The 21,051-nt window shown below is 69.3% G+C and carries 16 protein-coding genes and 2 pseudogenes; 8 read left to right on the top strand and 10 right to left on the bottom strand.

Going from position 1 to position 21,051, the window contains the following annotated elements:
• The first annotated feature begins 49 nt into the window (after positions 1–49).
• Together AB0C46_RS14880 and AB0C46_RS14885 are read left to right on the top strand one after the other, a co-directional pair.
• Positions 50–529, top strand: coding sequence for a tyrosinase cofactor (locus tag AB0C46_RS14880; protein WP_362828214.1), 480 nt, complete (start codon positions 50–52; stop codon positions 527–529).
• Positions 530–569: 40 nt separating this feature from the next.
• Entirely contained in the window at positions 570–1,388 is an 819-nt protein-coding gene (locus AB0C46_RS14885; protein ID WP_362828215.1) for a tyrosinase family protein, read from the top strand.
• A 246-nt stretch (positions 1,389–1,634) separates the two neighbouring features.
• Here AB0C46_RS14885 and AB0C46_RS14890 read toward each other — a convergent pair whose 3' ends face one another.
• From AB0C46_RS14890 to AB0C46_RS14910, 5 genes are all read right to left on the bottom strand, one after another.
• Entirely contained in the window at positions 1,635–2,288 is a 654-nt protein-coding gene (locus AB0C46_RS14890) for a response regulator transcription factor (RefSeq protein WP_362828216.1), read from the bottom strand.
• 97 nt (positions 2,289–2,385) lie between these two features.
• A complete protein-coding gene (locus AB0C46_RS14895; protein ID WP_362828217.1) occupies positions 2,386–4,122 on the bottom strand; it encodes a histidine kinase in 1,737 nt (578 codons plus the stop codon).
• Positions 4,123–4,445: 323 nt separating this feature from the next.
• Complete coding sequence (locus AB0C46_RS14900; RefSeq protein ID WP_362828218.1) at positions 4,446–5,018, bottom strand: TetR/AcrR family transcriptional regulator; 573 nt, start codon at positions 5,016–5,018, stop codon at positions 4,446–4,448.
• Between the two features lie 171 nt (positions 5,019–5,189).
• Complete coding sequence (locus AB0C46_RS14905; protein ID WP_362828219.1) at positions 5,190–6,587, bottom strand: amidase; 1,398 nt, start codon at positions 6,585–6,587, stop codon at positions 5,190–5,192.
• The gene (locus AB0C46_RS14910; protein ID WP_362828220.1) at positions 6,574–6,780 is read right to left on the bottom strand and encodes a hypothetical protein; all 207 of its coding nucleotides are present in this window, start codon (positions 6,778–6,780) and stop codon (positions 6,574–6,576) included. The genes AB0C46_RS14905 and AB0C46_RS14910 overlap by 14 nt, the downstream gene beginning before the upstream one ends.
• 314 nt (positions 6,781–7,094) lie before the next feature.
• Between AB0C46_RS14910 and AB0C46_RS14915 the strand changes: the two genes are divergently transcribed.
• Positions 7,095–8,033, top strand: coding sequence for an MBL fold metallo-hydrolase (locus tag AB0C46_RS14915; RefSeq protein ID WP_362828221.1), 939 nt, complete (start codon positions 7,095–7,097; stop codon positions 8,031–8,033).
• Positions 8,034–8,156: 123 nt separating this feature from the next.
• Here the strand turns inward: AB0C46_RS14915 and AB0C46_RS14920 are convergent, their stop codons facing one another.
• Positions 8,157–9,281 (bottom strand): DUF4185 domain-containing protein, encoded by a 1,125-nt coding sequence (locus tag AB0C46_RS14920; protein WP_362828222.1) that lies wholly within the window; start codon positions 9,279–9,281, stop codon positions 8,157–8,159.
• A gap of 450 nt (positions 9,282–9,731) precedes the next feature.
• On the opposite strand from AB0C46_RS14920, the pseudogene AB0C46_RS14925 reads away from it, so the two are divergent.
• A pseudogene (locus AB0C46_RS14925) lies at positions 9,732–9,923 on the top strand (SDR family oxidoreductase); the annotation flags it as partial.
• A gap of 201 nt (positions 9,924–10,124) precedes the next feature.
• Here the strand turns inward: AB0C46_RS14925 and AB0C46_RS14930 are convergent.
• Positions 10,125–10,625 (bottom strand): hypothetical protein, encoded by a 501-nt coding sequence (locus AB0C46_RS14930; RefSeq protein WP_362828223.1) that lies wholly within the window; start codon positions 10,623–10,625, stop codon positions 10,125–10,127.
• Positions 10,626–10,995: 370 nt separating this feature from the next.
• Between AB0C46_RS14930 and AB0C46_RS14935 the strand changes: the two genes are divergently transcribed.
• Positions 10,996–12,510 carry an AbgT family transporter gene (locus tag AB0C46_RS14935; RefSeq protein WP_362828224.1) on the top strand — a complete coding sequence of 505 codons (1,515 nt, stop codon included), beginning with the start codon at positions 10,996–10,998 and terminating at the stop codon, positions 12,508–12,510.
• Between the two features lie 41 nt (positions 12,511–12,551).
• The gene (locus AB0C46_RS14940; protein WP_362828225.1) at positions 12,552–14,012 is read left to right on the top strand and encodes an amidase family protein; all 1,461 of its coding nucleotides are present in this window, start codon (positions 12,552–12,554) and stop codon (positions 14,010–14,012) included.
• Here the strand turns inward: AB0C46_RS14940 and AB0C46_RS14945 are convergent.
• Complete coding sequence (locus AB0C46_RS14945) at positions 14,002–15,054, bottom strand: AsnC family transcriptional regulator (RefSeq protein WP_362828226.1); 1,053 nt, start codon at positions 15,052–15,054, stop codon at positions 14,002–14,004. The genes AB0C46_RS14940 and AB0C46_RS14945 overlap by 11 nt on opposite strands.
• Before the next feature lie 425 nt (positions 15,055–15,479).
• Here AB0C46_RS14945 and AB0C46_RS14950 point away from each other — a divergent pair.
• Positions 15,480–17,134 (top strand): annotated as a pseudogene (locus AB0C46_RS14950) (NAD(P)/FAD-dependent oxidoreductase).
• 67 nt (positions 17,135–17,201) lie between these two features.
• On the opposite strand, the gene AB0C46_RS14955 reads toward AB0C46_RS14950, so the two are convergent.
• Together AB0C46_RS14955 and AB0C46_RS14960 are read right to left on the bottom strand one after the other, a co-directional pair.
• Entirely contained in the window at positions 17,202–17,963 is a 762-nt protein-coding gene (locus tag AB0C46_RS14955; protein ID WP_362828227.1) for an alpha/beta fold hydrolase, read from the bottom strand.
• Between the two features lie 265 nt (positions 17,964–18,228).
• Positions 18,229–18,972, bottom strand: coding sequence for a DUF3159 domain-containing protein (locus tag AB0C46_RS14960; RefSeq protein WP_362828228.1), 744 nt, complete (start codon positions 18,970–18,972; stop codon positions 18,229–18,231).
• A 718-nt stretch (positions 18,973–19,690) separates the two neighbouring features.
• Here AB0C46_RS14960 and AB0C46_RS14965 point away from each other — a divergent pair.
• Positions 19,691–20,983, top strand: a complete 1,293-nt coding sequence (locus AB0C46_RS14965) for a cytochrome P450 (RefSeq protein WP_362828229.1) — start codon at positions 19,691–19,693, stop codon at positions 20,981–20,983.
• Positions 20,984–21,051 lie beyond the last annotated feature (68 nt).

Genomic DNA, 21,051 nt, shown 5'->3' on the forward strand with positions numbered 1-21,051 from the left:
CTGCGGTCCCGACCCAGAGGAGGAGCCGAGACGAACAGAGGAGTGGAACATGCCGCGTCCCACCCGACGCCAGGTGCTGCACGGCAGCGCCGCGGCCCTGACCGGGGCGGTGCTCGCCGCGCCGGCCGCCTTCGCCGACACCGCTGCCGCCCGGCCCGCCGACGGCCACGGTCACTCAGCCGGGCACGGTCAGTCAGCCGGGCAGGGGCATTCCGGTGGTCACCAGATGCCGGAGCCCTTCGACGAGATGTACCAGGGCCGCCACATCGAGGGCTGGCCGGCAGACGACGGAGGCTCACAAAACGGCGACCACGGGGATCACCCCGCCGACCGGGCAGCCGGCCCCCACGAGGGGATGGACTTCGTGGTCCGCATCGACAACGACGACCTCCATGTGATGCGGAACGCGGACGGCACCTGGATAAGCCTGGTGAACCACTACGAGACGTTCACCACGCCACGCGCCCTGGCGCGCGCCGCCGTTCGCGAACTCCAGGGCGCCGACCTGGTCCCCGTCGTCACCGGCTGAGGCCTGCCCCTGCCCGTCCCCCCACCGAGGAGTCCTCGACATGGCAGTCCGGAAGAACCAGGCGGACCTCACCGCCACCGAGAAGCGGAACTTCATCGATGCGGTGCTGGAGCTCAAGCGCAGCGGCCGCTACGACGAGTTCATCAGCACCCACAACGCCTTCATCATCGGTGACACCGACACCGGAGAGCGGACCGGCCACCGGTCACCGTCCTTCCTTCCCTGGCACCGCAGGTTCCTGCTGCAGTTCGAACAGGCCCTGCAGAGCATCACGCCGTCGGTCATGCTCCCCTACTGGGACTGGACCGCCGATCGCACACCCCGCAGCTCCCTGTGGGCCGACGACTTCCTCGGCGGTGACGGGCGGAGCGGCGACGGCCGGGTGACCTCGGGGCAGTTCGCGTTCGGCAACGGCAAGTGGCCGATGAACATACGGGTGGACGGCCGGACGTTCCTGCGCCGCTCGCTCGGCACCGGGGTCCGCGAACTCCCGACCCGGGCCGAGGTCGACCGCGTGCTCGCCATGACGGTCTACGACACCGCCCCCTGGAACAGCTCCTCCGACGGCTTCCGCAACAACATCGAGGGCTGGCGCGGTCCGAATCTGCACAATCGGGTGCACGTCTGGGTCGGCGGGCAGATGACCACCGGCTCCTCGCCCAACGACCCCGTCTTCTGGCTGCACCACTGCTTCATCGACAAACTCTGGGCCGACTGGCAGCGACTGCACCCCAAGTCGGGGTATCTGCCGACCGGCAACACCCCCGACGTCGTCGACCTCCACGACACCATGAAGCCATGGAACGACGTCACCCCGGCGGACCTGCTGGACCACACCAAGTTCTACACGTATGGATGACAGGTCCCTGACATTAATCAGGATGAGGCGCTGATGGCGGAACCGTCCAGGGACGGGGAGCGATCCCCCTGTTGACCACTGGGGTCCTGAGGTCCTGAGGTCCTGCGGCCTTCGGCGGGCGGCCTGCGGTGGGCGGCCTTCGGCGGGCGATCCCGCAGCCGTGGCCGGTGTGCGCGCTCCGACAGCGGGAGCGTGCGCATCGGCACCGTGGTCATCCGACTCGTCGCAAGGGCCTCGGGTGCGGGTTCAGGTTCCCAGGCCGGCGTCTCGTGCCAGGAGTGCGGCCTGTACCCGGTTTTCGCAGCCCAGCTTGGCCAGGATCCGGCTCACATACGTCTTGACCGTGGCCTCGCTCATATGGATCCGCTGGCCGGCGTCCGCGTTGGACAGGCCCTCGCCCAGCAGTGCCAGAACCTCCAGCTCACGGTCGCTCAATGTCTCCAGCCGGCGGCGGGCCTGCTCGGAGCGGAGCACGCTCTGGCCGGACGCCAGTGAGTCCACGACATGGCGGGTGGCGCCCGGCGACAAATACGCGTCGCCGGCCGCGGCGGCCCGTACCGCACCCATCAGCTCCGCGGGCGCCGAGTCCTTGAGGAGAAAGCCCGCGCTGCCCTCCGCCAGAGCGCGCAGGACGTTCTGCTGCTCCCCGAAGGTGGTGAGGATCAGCACCCGTGCATCGGGGACGGCCCGGCGGAGTTCGGCCAGTGCCGTCAGCCCGTCCATGACCGGCATCTGGAGGTCGAGCAGCACGACGTCCACACGCTGGGCCCGGGCCAGTTCGACCGCTTCGCGGCCGTTCGCCGCCTCCGCGACGACGTCGATGTCGTCGGCCGAGGTGAGAATCATCCTGATGCCCGCCCGAATGAGCGGCTCGTCATCCGTGACGAGAACCTTGATCACGAGTCTCCTGCGCCCTCTTGAACGGTCATAGCTACGGCCGCTCGCCATCATCCCTGATCAAGCCGCCCGCCCGGACCTCACAGTGAGCATGCCGCCCTCACGTCTTGGCCTCGAAGGATTTCTTCTCGATCAACTTGCCGTCCTTGAAGCAGAACCGGAAGACCGGAGACTTCTCCCAGCTACTGCCGATCTCCGTGGAATTCAGGGTGAGGCACTTCGCCCCCTCGGGCACGGGCGGTGCCCCCTTGTCCAGGCCTTCGTCGATGAACGAGGAGCCGTCGGGCAACTGCTTGCGCACCTCGGCCTCGGACCGGCCCACCTTCACCGCCGCGTACTGCTTCGGCTCGATCATGGCTTTGTCCATTTCGCCCGCGAGGTAGAACCCACCGACGACGGCGCTGATCGCCAGCAGCAGGGCGGTCAGTGCCGCCATCCCGCAACCGATGGCTATGCCGCTGCTTCTCTTGTCCGTGCTCATTGCCTTGGCCAGCCCCTTCGGCAGACCGTTCCGGTCGATGACCGGATCACCCTCGCTGAGCGATCCCGCCGGAATCTGCTGCCGAAAGTCGCCTGTTGGAGCAACGAACGTCGCCATCGCCCGGTTGGGCGAGGGGCTCGTGGCGCCGCCCTCCGACGAGGTGTACGGCAGCACACCCGCCAGCCGGAAGCCGCCGTCCGCCGTTGGGCCCACATGCACCATGCCGCCGACGAGCCGGGCCCGCTCCCCGAGCCCGGTCAGCCCCTGGCCGCCGCTCACCACGCTCCGGCCGCCGTCCGCGGTCTCGGGCGCGGGACCGTTCGCGACCTCCACGACCAACGAGTCCGGCTCATAGCGCAGTTCGATGGCGATCGAGGCGCCCGGGGCATGCTTGTGGGCGTTGGTCAGGCCCTCCTGAGCTATCCGGTACGCCGCGTGATCGGCGGTCGGGGCGAGCGGGCGCACCTCGCCCGAGCGCCGCAGCTCCACGGCCGTACCCGCGCTCCGGGGCGCCTCCACCAAACGCTCGATGCCCGCGACCCCTCGCGACGACGCCTTGGCGACCTCCTCCCCCACGGCCTCAAGGGCCTGGGTGGGGGTGCCCCCAGTGGCGGCCGAGGGAGTGGCCCCGTCCCCGGGGGCGTGGGTGCCGTCCCGCAGCAGCCCCACCACCTCGCGCAGCTCGTGCATCGCGCCCACCGACGCCTCCCGCAGCACGCCCACGGCCTCCCGCTGCCGCCCGGTCAGCTCGCGGTCCACCTCCAGTGCCCCGGTGTGCACCGAGATGAGCGCGAGCTGATGGCCGAGGCTGTCGTGCATGTCCTGCGCGATGCGCTGGCGCTCGCGCATCCGGGCCTGTCCGGCGATCATCGCGCGCTCACGCAGCAGTTGGGCGTTGTACTCCCTCAGGGTGTCCAGCAGCGTGCGGCGCTGCGACCAGTAGCGCCCGGCGAGTCCGGGCACGACGATCGCGACCAGCGTCATCAGGGCACCGACGACCAGGGCCGCCGGCGAGACGCCGGGCAACTCCTGCAGAACGTCCAGGCCGAAGCTGAGGACGTACGCGAAGGCGAAGGTGCCGGTCGCCCTGCCGACCCCGACGATCCGGCGCCCGGCCGACCAGCCGGCGACGGGGGCCAGCAGGGCGAGACCGACGATCGCGACCGAACCCACGACGGTCACCAGCAGTACGGTCCCTGGCCCCACCCGGCGCAGCTGCACCAGCAGTCCGGCAGCCAGCGCGACGGCGACGACCAGTACCGGGCCACCGCCGCGCACGGCCTCGATCCCCGCCGCCAGTACCCCCAGCACCACGCTCAGCAGCGATTCGCCCACGATGCGTCTGGGGGGCCACATCCCGGGATCGCAGAGAGCCCTGGCAGGAGCGGCCAGCCGCCGGAACGCCCTACGCAGCCTCGCCGCCGGCGCCCGGCGAGCGCGCCGCGCATGCTCCATACCTTCCACACCTGTCACGCAGCCACGTTAAGCAACCCCTCCCCGCCGCCGACACCACCTTTCGTCTCGACGTAGCGCAACCAAAGTCCCATGATCCCGCGCTGGGTCCGGTTCGTGACGTTGCTGGTAGATCAGGGCCCGTCGCTGAGCGGGTCCGCACGGACCGCCGCCGGCACGGACCGCCGCCGGCACGGCAGTGGCGACGACTCCGGTGTCCGGCCCCGTCAGCCGGGCGGGACAGGTGGGGCGAGGGCAGCGCGTACGAGGTCATCCGCGTACGCAGCGGTCAGCCGGCCCGGCCGGAACAGGATGCGGTACATCATCGGGGCCACGACATGGTCCATGACTGCTTCGACGTCGGGAACGGTTTCGCCGCGCCCCGACGCGCGGGCGAGGATGACGTCGATCTGGTCGGCCGCGTATGCCGAGCACTGGCCGGCATTGCTGCCGTCCGGGTCGCCGAGGAGCGCGTCGCGGCTGTAGGCGCGCCCCGACGGAGAGGCCATCTCGTCGAGGAACTGCCGGGCCCAGGACTCCAGATCCGCGTGGAGACTCCCGTGGTCGGCGGGCGGCTCCTCGGGGCGCAGGCGTTCGACCGCCACGTCGGACAGGAGCTCGTGGAGGTCGCCCCAGCGACGGTAGATCGTCGACGGGGTGACACCCGCGCGGGCCGCGACCGCCGGCACGGTCAGTGACGCGCGGCCCTGTTCGGCTTCGAGTTCCCGCACCGCGGCGTGCACCGACTCCTGGACGCGGGCGCTGCGCCCCCCGGGGCGGGCCATGGCCTTGGGACTCATGACCCCACCTTAAAGCAAAATCGTTGCGTCTGGAGCGGGGCCTCCCGCCCCTCCCCGAGGACCACTTCCCAACAGTGGCAGCACTCACCCGCAGGGAACCCGGCCGCCGGGCGGGGGCGCACGCGCACCTGCAACTCAACCGGCTGCTGCGCCCACCGAGGCCGGCGTCCTTCAGGGCGTCACCACCGCCGGCTCAGCGCGCCCGCTCCGGACCGATTCGTAGGCATGTCCGGCGCGCAGCACCAGCGCTTCCCCCATGGGCGGGCCCATCAGCTGCATGCCGATGGGCAGGCCCGCGTCATCGTGGCCGACCGGCAGCGTCAGCGCCGGTATCCCGGTGATGTTCGCGGGGGCGGACAGGCGGACATAGGCATCGGAGACGCTCTCCGTCACACCCTCCGGCCATGCCACGGTGTCCTGCCCGGCCTCGGCGGCCGTCATCGGCACCGTGGGCGCAGCGATCACATCGACCTGTTCGAGCAGGCGCCCCCATGCCTGGCGCATGAGGGTGCGGGCCCGCTGGGCCCGCAGATAGTCACCGGCCGACATGAGCTCACCGGCTTCCAACAGCACCCGGACGTCCGGCGCATACAGCTCCGGGACCGACCGCAGTGCCTGCTCGTGGTAGGCGGTCGCCTCCGGGACCATCAGACCCCATTGGGTCGCCTGGACGTAGCGGGCCATCGGTATCCCGACCTCGACGAGGTCGGCCCCGAGGTCCGCCATCTGGGCGATGGCACCTCGTACGGCGGTTTCGACCGCGGGACTGACCCGGTCGAAGTAGTAGTTGGCCGGTACTCCGATCCGCAGGCCCGTCAAGTCCCTTTCGCGAGGGAGGGGATGGGCGGGCCGTGCCGCGTCGCGGCCGGCCGGATCCTCGGAGTCGGGGCCCGCCAGCGCGGCGAGCACAAGCGCCGCGTCCCGCACCGTACGGGTGAGCGGACCGACATGGTCCAGGGACCAGGACAGCGAGGTCACACCGTGCCGGGAGATGAGGCCGTAGGTCGGCTTGAGTCCGACGACTCCGTTCAGCGCCGCGGGCACCCGGATGGAACCTCCGGTGTCCGTACCCAGGGCGAAGGTGGCCGCCCCCGCGGCCACGGCGACCGCGGAGCCTCCGCTCGACCCGCCCGCAATGCGGCCCTGGTCCCAGGCGTTGCGCGTCTGGGGTGTGGTCAGCCCGTAAGCGAATTCGTGTGTGTGCGTCTTCCCCAGGAGCACCGCGCCGGCGTCGGACAGCCGCCTGGCCACCGCACTGTCGGCCTGCGCGACATGGTCCGCTCGCACCCGGGAACTGGCCGTGGTCGGCAGACCGGCGACGTCGATGAGGTCCTTCAGCCCGAACGGTATGCCGTGCAGCGGGCCGCGGTACCGACCGGCCGCGATCTCGCGCTCCGCCAATGCGGCCGACCTGCGCGCCGCTTCACCCGTCACGGCGACGTAAGCCCCGAGCCGTTCTTCGACAGCGTCGATGCGTTCGAGCAGGGAACCGGTCAGCTCCACCGGGGACAGCTCCCCCTTCGCGATGGCGTCGGCCGCCTCGGCGAGGGTCAGTTCAAAGGGACGCATCGATGGCCTCCCCTTCGACGGGGTGGGTGGCGGGAGGCGTCTCCCCGAAGTCCAGCTCGCGCAAGGTGCTCACCACGGCGTGGATGTGGTTCGCGGCGGCAGCTACTTCGGTGTGGCGCCCGCTCTCCAGCGGGAGTCCGGCGCGGAGCGCCCATCGGGCGGCCTCCGAGGCGGTGAGTTCGGCGGCGGTCATGGATGCCCTTCGTGTGCGTGCAGGGTGAGTTGCGGAGCGGCCGCGCAGCGACCACCCCGGCAAAAGCAAAAGATTTGCCTTAGTCGACGGTAGGGGCTAGCGTCACCTAAAGCAAATAAATAGCGTTTACGGCGGATGACCTCTCACCGTTCACCGTCGGCTCCTGCGTCTCCCCGACAGCCGGAGTGCGCCGCCCGTCCTGGACCCCACGCACACACCCGCTACCCGCCCCCGACCGGGCGCCGCCGGGCCTCACCGCCCCGCCCCCGGCCCACTCCTCTCCTGACGTACGAGCGAAGGAACGGAATCGCCGCATGCACAGCCACTCGACTCCCTCACCCAGCGGCAAGTCACCGGCCTGGGACCTGGGGGACCTCACCGTCCGCCGCATTGACGAGGTGGCCCTGCCCCCGCAGACCGGCCCCTGGCTGCTTCCGGCCGCCACCCCTGACGTGGTCGCCCAAGCACCCTGGCTGCGGCCCGACTTCGCCGACGACGCCGGCACCCTGCGGCTGAGCAGCCACAGCTTCGCTTTCGTGGCCGACGGCCTGCGCGTCCTCGTCGACACCGGTATCGGCAACGGCAAAACGCGCGCCAACCCCGCCTGGCACCACCTCGACAGCGACTACCTCGCGCGCCTCGACGCCGCCGGCTTCCCGCCGCAGACCATCGACCTCGTGATCCTCACGCACCTCCACACCGACCATGTCGGCTGGAACACGTATGCCGACGGCGCCACATGGAAACCCACCTTCCCCAACGCCCGTTATCTGACGGCGCGAACGGAGTGGAACCACTGGGCGACGGCAGACATGGACGAAGCCCGGCGGCAGATGTTCCGGGACTCCGTCGACCCGATCAGGGACGCCGGCCTTCTCGACCTCGTCGACGTCCCGGCGGCGGGCACCGACATCGCGCCGGGCATCCGCCTGATTCCCACCCCCGGACACACCCCCGGCCATCTCGCCGTCGAACTGCACGGCCGCACGGCCACCGCCCTGATCACCGGCGACTGCATCCATCACCCCGTACAGCTGCTCCAGCCCGCCATGGGAAGCTGCGTGGACATCGACCCCCAGCAAGCAGCCGCCACCCGGCGCCACCTGCTCGCCTCCCTGGCCGACACCGGCACCCTGATGCTCGGCACCCACTTCCCCTCGCCGACGGGCGGCCTGGTGCAATCCCACGGCGACTCCTACCGGCTCGCCCCGGCCCCTGCAGCCTCGGCGCACCACTCCCCCACGCCCCACTGACATGACGCAGGCCTGGGCGCCCTCATCCAGGAGACGCGGACACAAGAGCCGGCCACAGGACCACAGGTTGCCGGACCGGCACAGCCCACCGCACAGGCGAGGGCAGACCCAGGCCCCCGTACGTCAGCCGGTCAGCCCCTGGATGCGGAACTGCATCACGTGGTACGACCAGGAGTCCGGCACCTGGCCGTCCGGGTTCTCCCACTGACTGACCGCGATGTGCAGGTCGTTGAGGGTGGAGCCGGGGATGACATAGCCGCCGTACGGCTGCGCGACGCGTCCGGCCTTCGGATCGTTCTCCGGCCAGGTGACGCCGTGGACCAGTGTGTGAGCGGGACCCGGGTCGCCGTCCGGCACGTCCAGGATGTGCCCGACGATCCGCCCGTAGGGCACGCTGAGGTCAAGGCCGGTGAACAGCCACTTCCCCTCGATCGGCCGCAGACACAGCTCGCGGTACTTGCCGGTCAGGACGAACGCGGCCTCGTCTCCCCAGGTGCCCCAACCCGTTCTGGTCCACGGCTCGTACGCCGTCGGGTTGGTGATCTGGTCCTCCCGCACCCGGTGCATGATGACGGACTCGGTGCCGTCGAACTTTGTGGACCAGCAGTACACATAGCCGTTGTCGCCCTGCCCCCACGTCACCATCTGGAAATGCGGACTCAGGCCCGGGTCACCGGGCTTGCCCCAGCGGCAACCGGTGTGCTCCCACGTGGCTCCGGAGTCCGTTGACTTCCAGATCTCCGTCCACACCACGGTGCCGTAGGGCTTCTGGACGGCCACGTGCAGATATGTGGTGTCGCCGATGGTGAGCACGTCGCCCGGCAGCACCGTGTCGAACTCCGGGTTGCCGTGGTCGTACTGCCACAGCTGTCGTGCCCGGTCGCCGCCGACGGCACCGGACCACTCGATGCCCTGGGCCAGGTCGGTGGTCTCCGAATACAGCGCGACCGGCGCCCGCCAGTCATTGCCGAGGGGCTGGTCCTCCCAGGTATCACCGAAGACGAACAGCAGCCGCCCGTCCGGCGTCCTGACGGGAACGCCGAGGTCGGTCGCCGCCATGCCGAAACGGTCCGTGATCCCCGGCCCGGTCAGATCCTTGACCAGACTGATGTTGAGCGCTGCCGCCCTCTTCCGCGTCGAGCCGCCGCGCGGCCCGGCCGCCGCTTCTCTCGCACCGACGCCACCCAGCAGCGCACCTCCACCGATCACCGCCCCCGCGGCAGCCCGCAGAAACCTCCCCCGGCTCATCGGACGCCCCTGCCCGGCTCCGGCCGGTCCGCTCTCCTCGCGGTGCCCCACGTGCTTCCCCCTGTCACGCCGTCACGAACGGTCACTGGCCGCCACCCTGTCAACCCGGCCATGCTGTAGTCAACGCCAAGTCCCTTTGATGTAAGGGGAGTTGACGTGAAGCGTTCGACGACGTGTTCGTGCAGCATCGCGTCTCGCCGGTCGGCCCGCACAGCTCCCTCCCTCCGGACCGCTCTCGCAACAAGTCCAGAAAGCACCGTCGAGGATCCATTACGGGGCAGCCCTGGCATCCCCCTGACGCCGGCCGGAGCGCGCCTCGTCCGAGTGGACGATGAACGGGCGGCGGGCGGGCCGTATCCTGGTGACGACCGTCGAGAGCGGCGGTGCAAGAGGGAGGAAAGGAAGGGCCGGCATGAACATCCGCAGGGCGCACCCCGCCGGGGGTCGTTCATCGCCACCCCGATGATCCAGGATCTCCTGGACGAGCAGGGCGACCAGCAGCCGGACATCGTGTGGACCCCGATGCGCCGCGCGGGCCGCGCCGACGAGATCGCCTCGGCCATGCTCTTCCTCGCCGGCGACGAGTCCTCGTTCATCACCGGTACCGAGCTGGTGGTCGACGGCGGCCTCACCGCCCACTGACCCCGCCCCCTGCGGACGGAGGCGATCAGCAGCTCGCCCGCCGGTGGCTCCCCCGACCCGGCCCCCGGGCGCCTTGCAGGCCGATTGTTCCTCCGGCGCGCTCCGCGGGCCCCGGTCGCGGACGGCACGCGGCCGCGCCCGTCCGCGACCGCGGAAACGGATCGGCGCGGGCGATGCCCGCGCGGATCCGTCGACGGGACGTCAGTCGAGATCGTCCGAATAGTCGGTCGTGGAGCAGCCCTCGATCTCACCGTCCTCCGCCGATTTGCCGGAGGGAGCCTTGAAGTCCGGGGTGCAATTGAGGAACAGCAGCCCGGCCTTGAGAAGTTGGCGCCGCTGGTCGTCGCTGCTCGGGTCGACGACGAAATCGTCGCCGATCATGAGCTCGTCCCGTTCGTCCTCGTCCCCCTTGACGGCGGTCTGGAACGCCTCCATGTCCTCGATGGTGAGGAAGTCGACGTCACCGTCGTGGCCCGCCGGCTCCTTGCACTCGCCGCCGCCGTTGATGCCCGTCATCCCCATGGCTTCCACCCGCTGGACCTCGGGAGGCGAGGCAATGTCGATGCTCTCGCAGCTGAGCGTCGACGTGAGGAAGTCTCCGGCCTCCTGGGGTGAACCCGCGGAGGGCAGGCCGCCGCAGGCGGAGACCGACGCCAGGGCTACAACGGTTCCTGCGGTGGCAAGTATTCGGTGGAAACGCATGACGTTCCTTTGCAGATGTGGCTTTGAGCCGAGCGCGCGCCCACCGGATACGGCGGGCGGCGCACCGGCTGCGAGGGTGAAGACAGCCATCTGCTCTCTCCCCCGCTCCCCCGCCGTGATCAGTTGACCGGGACATGTTAAGCGGATCCGCGCCGCGGTCGGGCCCGGCAATGCGACCTGCGAAGCCGCGTACGGCCGGCGGATGGCCGTTTTTCTGCGTATTCGAAGCGCAGATGGACATTCCTCTTCACCTCTCCGGAGTTTTCCGCCGCCCCCTCGATAGTGGCGCACGCACACCGCCGACACGCTCCGGGACGAGAGGCAGGCAGCAATGAAGGCACTGGAACGGAACCCGCTTCCACTGGAGGGATTGCTGGGACGAGTCGAGCGATGGGTCAACCGGCTGCCCAATCCGTTCGTGCTCTTCGCCGGCATCTTCGGTCTGGTCGCTGTGGTGTCGACGGTGATCGCCGCCTTCGATGTGTCGGTGCAGGTGCCCGGGGAGAAAAAGCCGACACCCGTGCTCGGCGCGCTGACACCGGAGGGCATCAGCCATCTCCTCGCCACGGCCATCGATTCCTTCACGGCCTTCCCCGCGCTCGGCCCGGTACTGGTCATCGCCATGGGCATAGGCGTGGCGCAGGGTACCGGCGCCCTGGAATGTCTGATGCGGTTCGCGTTCCTGCGGGTGTCGCGGCGCTGGGTCCCCTACCTTGTCGCCTTCGTCGCCTGCCAGGGGCACGTACTGGCCGATTCCGCCTACATCCTGCTGCCGGCGCTCGCCGCGATCGTCTTCAAGGCGGTGGGACGGCACCCGGTGGCGGGCCTGCTCGGTGCCTTTGTGTGCGTGGGGAGCGGCTACGACGGCGGGATCCTGCTCGGCACTCTCGATGTGACCACGACCGGTATCACGCAGAGCGCGGCGGATCTGCTGCCGGGCATCGAGGGCTATCACGTCCATATCGCCATGAACTGGTTCTTCACCGCGGCGACCGGACTGCTCCTGCCCCTGGTCGGCGGCTTCCTCATCGACCGGGTCCTCGAACCCCGGCTGGCGCCCTGGAACCCGGAGCACGACCCGGCGCATTCCGGTTCGGAGGGCTCGGCCACGGAGACCCTGGCGACCCCGGCGCAGCGCCGGGCACTGCTGATCAGCGGCGGGGTGACGCTGGCGGTCGCCGCCGTTGTCGTCACCGCTTGGCTGCTGCCGGGAAGCCCGCTGCGCGGGGAGGACGGGGTGCTGGCCCCCTCCCCCTTCGTCGACAGCCTCGCCCTTGTGCTGTCCGGGCTGTTCTTCCTCTTCGGCGTCGTCTACGCCCGCTGCGGTGGGGTCGGCAAGGAAGCGCGTGCCGTCTACCCGCACCTCATCGGCGCGGTGCGGGACATGTCCGGGTTCGTCGTGCTCGTCTTCGCGATCGCGCAGACCATCAATCTGCTGACGTGGAGCAACTTGGGCAAGCTCTTCGCCATCGGTCTCGCGGACGGTGCGCAGTCCGCCGGGCTGGGGGGATTCGGGATTCTGCTCGCGGTCGTCCTGGTGACCTCGTTGCTCAATCTGCTGATCACCTCGGGCTCCGCGCTGTGGTCGATCCTGGGCACCGTCATGGTGCCGGCCGGGATGCTGCTGGGCCTGTCGCCCGCCGCGATGCACGCGGCCTTCCGGATCGGCGACTCCGTGACCGGGGCGATCACGCCGATGCAGGTCTTCCTTTACTTCGCCCTGGTCTCGGCGCAGAAGTACCAGCCCGAACTGAGACTCGGCACGGTCATCTCCCGGCTCGTGCCGTTCGCCCTGTCCTTCGCGACGGTCTGGACCGTCATCCTCACCGGGTTCTACTTCCTCGACCTGCCGCTGGGCCCCGGCGCTCCCATCCATCTGCCGTAAGCACACCCCCCGAAAGACCGAGAAAAGGACTGCTGATCTCTGTGACCGAGAATGACCTCCTGTGGCTGCCGGCCCGGGAACTGGTGGAGCTCCAGCGGCGCCGTGCGGTGTCGGCGCGTGAGATCCTCGACGCGCACCTCGCCCAGATCGACGCGGTGAACCCGAAGGTCAACGCGATCATCACGCTCGCCGAGGACCGCGCCCGTGAGCTCGCCGCCCGCGCCGACGCCGCCGTCGCACGGGGCGAGCTGCTGGGTCCCCTGCACGGCCTCCCGGTCGCGCACAAGGACCTCTCCCCGACCAAGGGCATCCGGACGACCTACGGTTCGAAGCTCTTCGCCGCCCATGTGCCGGACCATGACTCGCTGGTCGTCGAGCAGTTGGTGAACGCGGGTGCCGTCACGCTCGGCAAGACCAATGTTCCCGAGTTCGGTGCGGGCATCCAGAGCACCAACGAGCTGTTCGGCCCCACCCGTAACCCGTACGACCTGAGCCTGACGGCCGGCGGCAGCAGCGGCGGTGCGGCGGCCGCCGTCGCGACGGGCATGGTGGCCCTCGCCGACGGCGGCGACACCGGCGGTTCGCTGCGCAACCCGGCGACCTTCTGCAATGTCGTGGGGCTGCGGCCCTCGGTGGGCTCGGTGCCGATGTGGCCGGCCAACGATCCGTTCGCACCGCTGAGCATCCAGGGACCGATCGGCCGTACCGTCGACGATGTCGCGCTGCAGATGACGGTGCTGACCCGGGCCGATCCGAGGTCCCCCTGGGGCCTCGGCGACCCATCCCGGTTCAACGCCGGTCTGGAGCACGACTTCTCGGACGTCCCGGTGGCGTGGAGTGCGGACCTCGGCGGCCAACTGGCGGTCGACGACGCCGTGCGCACCGCGATGCAGCCGGTGCACGAGGCGCTGGCCGGGATCTCCCGCAAGGTCGGCGTCGCGGCCCCGGACATGACCGGAGCCGATGAGGCGTTCCGCACGCTGCGCGGCTGGTACCGGGCGCTCAACTACGGTGACCGGTACGCCGCGAACCCGGAGGCCTTCGGCATCAGGGTCCGCCAGGACATCGAGCACGGGCTGGCGACGACCTCGGCCGGTCTGATGCGCGCACACAAGCTGCGCGGGCAGTTGTTCCAGCGGTTCGCGGAGTTCACCCGCGAGTACCGCTATCTGGTGACGGTCACGACCCAGGTGGTGCCGTGGAGCGCGGATCAGCTGTGGCCGGAGCGCATCGGTCACACCAGGAGCGAGAACTATCTCGACTGCATGCGTTCCATGTACTGGTTCACCGTGCTCGGTGTCCCCGCCCTGTCGGTGCCGGCGGGCTTCACCGCGGACGGGCTGCCGGTAGGGGTGCAGATCGTCGGGCGCAGCGGCGATGACCTCGGCGTACTGCGCCTGGCCCGGCGGATCGAGCAGACGCTCGGTGCGGGTCTGCGGCGCCCCGCCGTAGCGGTCCCCGTCGTCGGCGGCCGTACGGGCACCACCCGTCTCACCGGCTGAGGCCGCTCGGACGCCAGATGTCGAGGGGGACGACGCCACGGCTTCGTCCCCACGCATCCAGCACATGGCCGCACAGCTTGTCCTGGCGCAGCACCACGGAACGGTCCGCGATCTCCGCGTACGGGAGTGCCTGGCGCAGTTGCACCGCCCAGTCGTGGAGCGCGTCCACCGAGTGCAGAGTGACCGTGACCAGCAGGTTGTTCGCGCCGGACAGCGCCGCGCAGCTGCGGGTCTCCGGGAAGGCGCCGAGCGTACGGCCGGCCTCCTCCAGCCGCTCGTCCGGGACGTTGAGCCACAGCAGGGCGCCGGTCGGCCAGCCCGCGAGGGGCCATGCGACATCGCAGCGCAGCAGCAGGTCACGGTTGCCCAGCAGCCGGTTCAGGCGGCGCTGCACGGTCCGGGGGGTGACACCCAGCTCGGTGGCGATATCGGTGTAGCGGATCCGGCCGTCGTTGCTCAGCGCGACGATCAGTTCGCGCTCCCAGGTGCTGTACGCCGTGGCCTCGGCACCCTGCGGTTCCGGCCGGGTGCGGTGCAGGGCCCGCTCCTGGCGCTGGTTCAGCACGCCCAGGCGCCACTGTGATCCCGTGCGGTAGTTGCGTGTCACCAGGTGGGAACGGACGCGGACGACCCCCTCCTGCCGGGGCAGGCTCGTGAGGAGGTAGTCGGACATCGAGGGGAAGTCCGGGGTGAAGGCGATCGCAAACAGGTCATAGGTGCCGGCGACATGCTGGATGGTGAGCAGATGGGGCTGACGGGACAGCTCGGCCGACACCTGTGCGGCGCTGCCCGGCTCGCAGTGGATCTCGACGAAGGCCCGGCACGTCCGGTAGAGGAGGCCGGGGCCCAGCGCGGGGGTGACCCAGGCCAGGCGCTTGCTGTGGAGGCGCTCCCACCGGCGGGCCAACGTCACCGCGTCCTGTCCGAGCACCTTTCCCAGCTCGCTCCATGTCGCGCGGGGCGCGGCCTGGAGGGCGTTGGCCAGCAGCAGGTCGTCCTCGTCCAGCTGCTCCGGACGCGGCACCTCGGTTTCGCTGCTCACCCGACGAGTCTATAGAGGCGGCACTCCCCGCTCCAGGCTGCCGCCCCGTGGGACCGGCCCCCGACGGCGCCCGGAAGCGGGCCGCGCCCGCAGTGCACCGGCAAGGCCGGTGGAAAGGAATTCCCGCACGCAGAGTCCTTTGCCCGACGGTCCTGACGGGGCACGCAAAATACGCCGCGAACTCGTGGGCCAGATACCCCTGAACCGCCTTCAGGGGGTGTGTGCGAGTCTGCGGGTCCGGCTTTGTGAAGCCGGGGTCGGTAGGGGTTGCCGCGCATTGTGCGCGGAAATTAGGTTCCCACCGGGGAATACCGGTGGCCCACGAGGAACTTCGTACGGCGCGTGCCGCCACTCCTATCTGCGGGAACGCCGACCCGAGTGGTAACGGGATCCGCTCCGACCGCGACCGATCGAGAGGTTGCCTCATGACCTTGGCCAGTTCGGAACGAGTGACCATGTTCGTGCCGGATTTCCCTTTCGCCTATGACGACTGGCTGCGACATCCGGCCGGGCTCGGCGCCGTACCCCGGCATCGGCACGGCACTCCGGTCGCGGTGATCGGCGGCGGGATGTCCGGGATGACCGCGGCTTATGAGCTGATGCGGCTCGGGCTGCGGCCGGTGGTGTACGAGGCCGAACAGCTGGGCGGGCGGATGCGTTCGGTGCCGTTCCCCGAACATCCCGAGTTACTGGCCGAGATGGGCGCGATGCGTTTCCCGGTGTCGGCGACCACGCTGTTCCACTACATCGACGCACTCGGTCTGCGTACCTCGCCCTTCCCCAATCCGCTGGCGCCCTGTACCCCTGCCACCCTGGTGCATCTGGAGGGACGCACACACCGGGCGCGGTCGGCGGACGAGCTGCCCTCGGAGTTCCAGGAAGTGGCGGATGCCTGGGCCAAGGCGCTGCAGGACCGCGCCGAACTCTCCAGCATGCAGGACGCGATCCGCCGCCGCGATATACCCGTGCTGAAGGCGATATGGAATCAGCTGGTCAGGGAGTACGACGACCAGTCCTTCTACGGATTCCTCGCCACCAGTCCGGCCTTTGCTTCCTTCCGGCACCGGGAGATCTTCGGTCAGGTCGGTTTCGGCACCGGCGGTTGGGACACCGACTTCCCGAATTCCATCATCGAGATCCTCCGTGTCGTCTGTACCGCGGCGGACGACGACCAGATGACGATCGAAGGCGGCGCCCAGCAACTGCCGCGTGGGCTGTGGACGCGCCGGCCCGACCGGCTCGCGCACTGGCCGGCCGGCACCTCGCTGGCCGGTCTGCACGGGGGGACCCCCGGCCCGCTGCCGTGCGCATCGGACGTGCTGCCGGGGGATACGAGGTGACGGACGCCGACGGACGCCGGGACCGGTATCCGGCCGTGGTGTTCAGCCCGCACGTCTGGGCCCTGCTCAATCAGGTGGACAGCGATCCGGATCTGCTCCCTGCCGACCTGTGGAGCGCCGTCGAACGCACCCACTACATGGGTTCCTCAAAGGTGTTCGTGCTGACCGACCGGCCCTTCTGGCTGGACACCGATCCGCACACCGGCGAGAGGGCGATGGGTATGACGCTCACGGACCGGATGCCGCGCAGCGTCTACCTGTTCGACTCGGGCCCGGACCGGCCGGGCGTGATGTGTCTGTCCTACACCTGGAACGACGACTCGCTGAAGTTCGCCACCTTGTCGGCGGAGCAGCGACTGGAACTGCTGCTGACCAAACTGGGCGAGATCTACCCCGGCGTGGACATCCGCTCGCACCTCATCAGCGCACCGCTGACGATCACCTGGGAGACCGAGCCGCGGTTCATGGGTGCCTTCAAGGCGAATCTGCCCGGTCACTATCGCTACCAGCGCCGGCTGTTCAGCCACTTCATGCAGCACGAGCTCGACCCGCGGCACCGTGGCTTCTTCCTGTGCGGCGACGACATCTCCTGGACCGGCGGGTTCGCCGAGGGCGCCGTGACCACCGCGCTGAACGCGGTCTGGGGTGTGGTCAACCACCTCGGCGGCAGCACGGCCCCGGAGAACCCCGGCCCCGGCGATGTCTTCCACAAGATTGCGCCGGTCCGGCTCACGGAGTGAGCAGGCGTCGCCTCCGGACCGCATGAGGAGGGCCTGCACCGGGTGGTGCAGGCCCATGCCTGCACCGTCAGGCGGTTCCGGAAGGCGCCGACACCGCTTGTGAGATCGCGCCGATGATGCGGGGCGCCTGAGCGTTCAGGTAGAAGTGCCCGCCGGGATAGGTCTGCAACTCGAAGTGCCCCATGGTGTGATCGTTCCAGGAGCGGGCTTCGTCGATGCTCACCTTCGGGTCGCTTTCCCCGATCATGGCGTACACGGGGCAGTTCAGCGGCGGCCCCGGCTGGTAGCGGTAGGTCTCCGCGGCCCGGTAGTCGCTGCGGATCGCGGGCAGCACCGCGCGGAGCATCTCCTCGTCGTCCAGTGTCTGGGACTCGGTGCCGTTGAGCGCCTTGATCTCCCGGACCAGTGCGGCGTCGTCGTACTGATGCGCCGTTTCCTCGCGGTGCCGGGACGGCGCCCGGCGCCCGGAGGCGAACAGGGCCTGCAGGGTGACCTCGCGCTGTTCGAGGCGGAGCGCCACCTCGAAGGCGAGCGTGGCTCCCATGCTGTGCCCGAATATCGCCAGCGGCCGGTCGGTCCAGGGCAGCAGCCGTTCGGTCACCGCGTCGGCGAGATCCGCGATGTTGTCCAGGCAGGGCTCGGTGCGGCGGTCCTGACGGCCGGGGTACTGAATTGCCAGCACATCGATCGCCGGGGCGAGCGCCCTGGACACCGGGAAATAGAAACTGGCCGAGCCGCCGGCATGGGGCAGGCAGACCAGCCTGGTCGCCGCCTCCGGCGCGGGATGGAACCGTCGGACCCACAGATCCTCATCGGCGTGCGCGTTCACGTGTGCATCCCCTCAGACTTCCGTACGTGTTGAAACCCTCGCACGACAGTGCTTGCCGGCCGTGCCGTCGGCAACCCCTAACAGTCCGCGGGCGCCCCTATGGGATGGGCCCACAAACCACGATTTCCGATCCGCAACAGCGGATCGGAAATCGTGGCGGTGTCATACCCCTGGACAGCGACGATCACGGACCGCCGCCGACACACGGGGGAGGGGCATTCACCTGTTGGCCGCCTCACCCACTGACTGCATGGGCTCGGCGTCGCTATTCTCCGCGGCTGCCGGAATTCTCGGCGTCCGCCGAGTCCCCGGATTCCGCTTTCTCCTTGGGGTCCTTGTAATTCGGGTCGTAGAGTTTGCGTCGCCCATCCACCTTGCGGACCGCCCAGATGCTGGTCATCACGGCGAAGAACGTCAGCGGCCAGCCCATGACGAGCCGCGCGATGCCGAGCCAGGTGGTCTCGTCCATGTTGTAGAGCCATCGCTCCACCGCGAACCGGGAGAAGCTCAGCATCGACCAGAGCAGGGTGGCCAGGTCGTAGTAGAACCGCGATTTCCGGTCCCTGCGCCAGAACGTTCCCTGGAGGTTGGCCGCCGCCCAGACCTGACCGATCAGGGGCCGGCGCACCAGCACGGACAGCAGCAGAATGCTGCCGATACCGACCGTGATCCAGTTGCCGAGCAGGTAGTAGCCCTTGGCCTCACCGACGAACACGGCGACGCCGGAGGTGATGAGCACCGTTCCGAGACCGACGAATGCGGCGGCCAGCTTTTCCTTGCGCAGCAGCTGGAAGATGCCCACCAGGACCGCGGTGCCGATCGATGCCCAGATCGCCGGCCACATGCTGGTCAGCGCATTGACCGCGATGTAGGTGATGACCGGCAGGATGGTCAGGATCGTGCCGTAGACCCCGCCGATGTAATCCCAGGCGAAGGCCAGCTGGTCCTGGAAATTCTCCGGGACCTTCTTCTGCTCGTCCTTGGTATCCGTTTCCGCATGATCGGTCACGGACGAGGAATGCGACTCGGCCGAGTGGTTCACGTCTCCCCCAGTTGAGAGTCGAATGGCTTTGCGGGACCCGGGCCCCGCAGGAAGAGCGGCGGAGGGGACACCATCAGGCATCACCGGGCCGAAGCTGCCGCGTGCCCTGTCGGGGGTGGTCGGCACAGGGGTGCGGCGGGCGGCCGGTGAGCTTCCCGGCCTGGGCTCGGTAGTGCGTATGCGGCCTGGTCACATCGGTGTCGTGCATGGTTCGGTCTCCCCACGAGGCTCTCCAACATGCTCCATGGTGGCTGGAGATGAGCGGTGAGACATCCCAGCTAGGTCCCAAGAAAAGGTGGAGCTACCTCTACCCCCACCCGTCCGGCGGGCCGCCGGAGGTGCCCGGGGCGGACGCCCCGCCCGCCGCACGGGCCCGGCCGCGCCCGCGGGGACGATTCACCTCATTGCGCCGGCGTTTCCCATCCGGTTCCGGCGGGATGATCAGGGGTTTCACTCCGCACGCCAGAGGGTTTTCCGCTTATTCATCTGCCGCCGAATTGACGCCCGATATGGGCAATGCGAGTGCATTTCTTCGCCCACCCTGCACCATGCCGCGGGACGCTTGACGCGCAATAGCGAACTCATTCGCATTCACTCGGCAAAATCTTTTGAATCTTGACGCCTCTTCCTCCCGGCAATAAGTTTCTGGCCTGTCGCCTGACAATTACTTTGAGGGGAGCATTCCATGACGGAGATTGACAGCAGCGGGTCGGTGCAGGAATTACGCTTCCCCATGGCCCGGCGCTGCCCCTTCGCCCCACCGCCGGAGTACGAACGCCTGCGAGCGGACTCCCCGCTGGTACGGGTGCAGCTTCCGCACGGCGGTACCGCCTGGGTGGTGACCCGGCATGCCGAGGCACAGCAACTGCTGACCGACCCACGGGTCAGTTCGGATGCGAGCCGGCCGGGCTTCCCGAGCGTCCGGCCGCCCGAGGAACCGCCGCCGGCCGACGAGGCCGCCGGCGGCGGGGAACCGCTCACCGCCGAGCAGCTCACCGAGCTGGCGGAGGTTGCCCAGTTCCACGAGGGCCAGTTCATCAACCTGGATCCGCCCCGGCACAGCCACTACCGGCGCATGCTCATCTCCGAGTTCGGTGCGCGGCGGATGAACCAGCTGCGTCCGGAGGTCCAGCGCATCACCGACCGGCTGATCGACGACATGCTGGCGCAGGGCTCCCCCGCGGACCTCGTGGAGGATCTCGGTCTGCCGCTCTCCTCGCTGGTCATCTGCCAGTTGCTCGGCGTCCCGTACGAGGATCACGAGTACTTCCAGTCCGCGACCAGGACACTGGTCCAGCTGAACGCCGGGCCCGAGCAGGTCAAGGCGGCGATGGAGGGGCTCATCGACTTCCTTGACGAGCTGGTCAAGGCGGCCGTGCGAGAACCCGGCAACAACCTCATCGGCCGGTTGATCAACGAACAGGTCGGCACGGGCGAGCTGACCCGCGCGGCTCTGGTGGGCATGGCCTTCCTGCTGCTGACCGCCGGACATGAGGCGACCGCGAACATGCTCCCGCTGGGCATGCTGACCTTGCTGGAGCATCCGGAGCAGCTTGCCGAACTCCGCGAGAACCCCGCGCTGCTGCCCGGTGCCGTCGACGAGCTGCTGCGGTTCCACTCCGTGTCGGACTGGGCCGCCTTCGACCGGGTCGCCCTGGAGGACATCGAGATCGACGGCCGGAAAATCAAGGCCGGTGAGGGCATTTACGTGCTGAGTGCCTCGGCCAACCGGGACGAGCGGGCCTTCGAACGCCCCGACACGTTCGACATCCACCGCAAGGCCCGGCACCATATCGCCTTCGGATACGGGGTACACCAGTGCATCGGACAGAATCTGGCCCGCGCCGAGCTGGAGATCGGGCTGGGCACGCTCCTGCGGCGGATGCCCTCCCTGCGGCTCGACAAGCCGATGGATGAACTTCCGTTCAAATACGGCAACTTGGTCTTCGGACTGCATGCGATGCCGGTCCGCTGGTAGACGCGCCCCGGGCGTCATCGGTCCCCTGGGAGCCGGGGACCGATGACCTGCCGTGGCACGTTCCCGGT

It is taken from the genome of Streptomyces sp. NPDC048637 (assembly GCF_040650675.1).
In the GTDB taxonomy this organism is placed as follows: Bacteria; Actinomycetota; Actinomycetes; order Streptomycetales; family Streptomycetaceae; genus Streptomyces.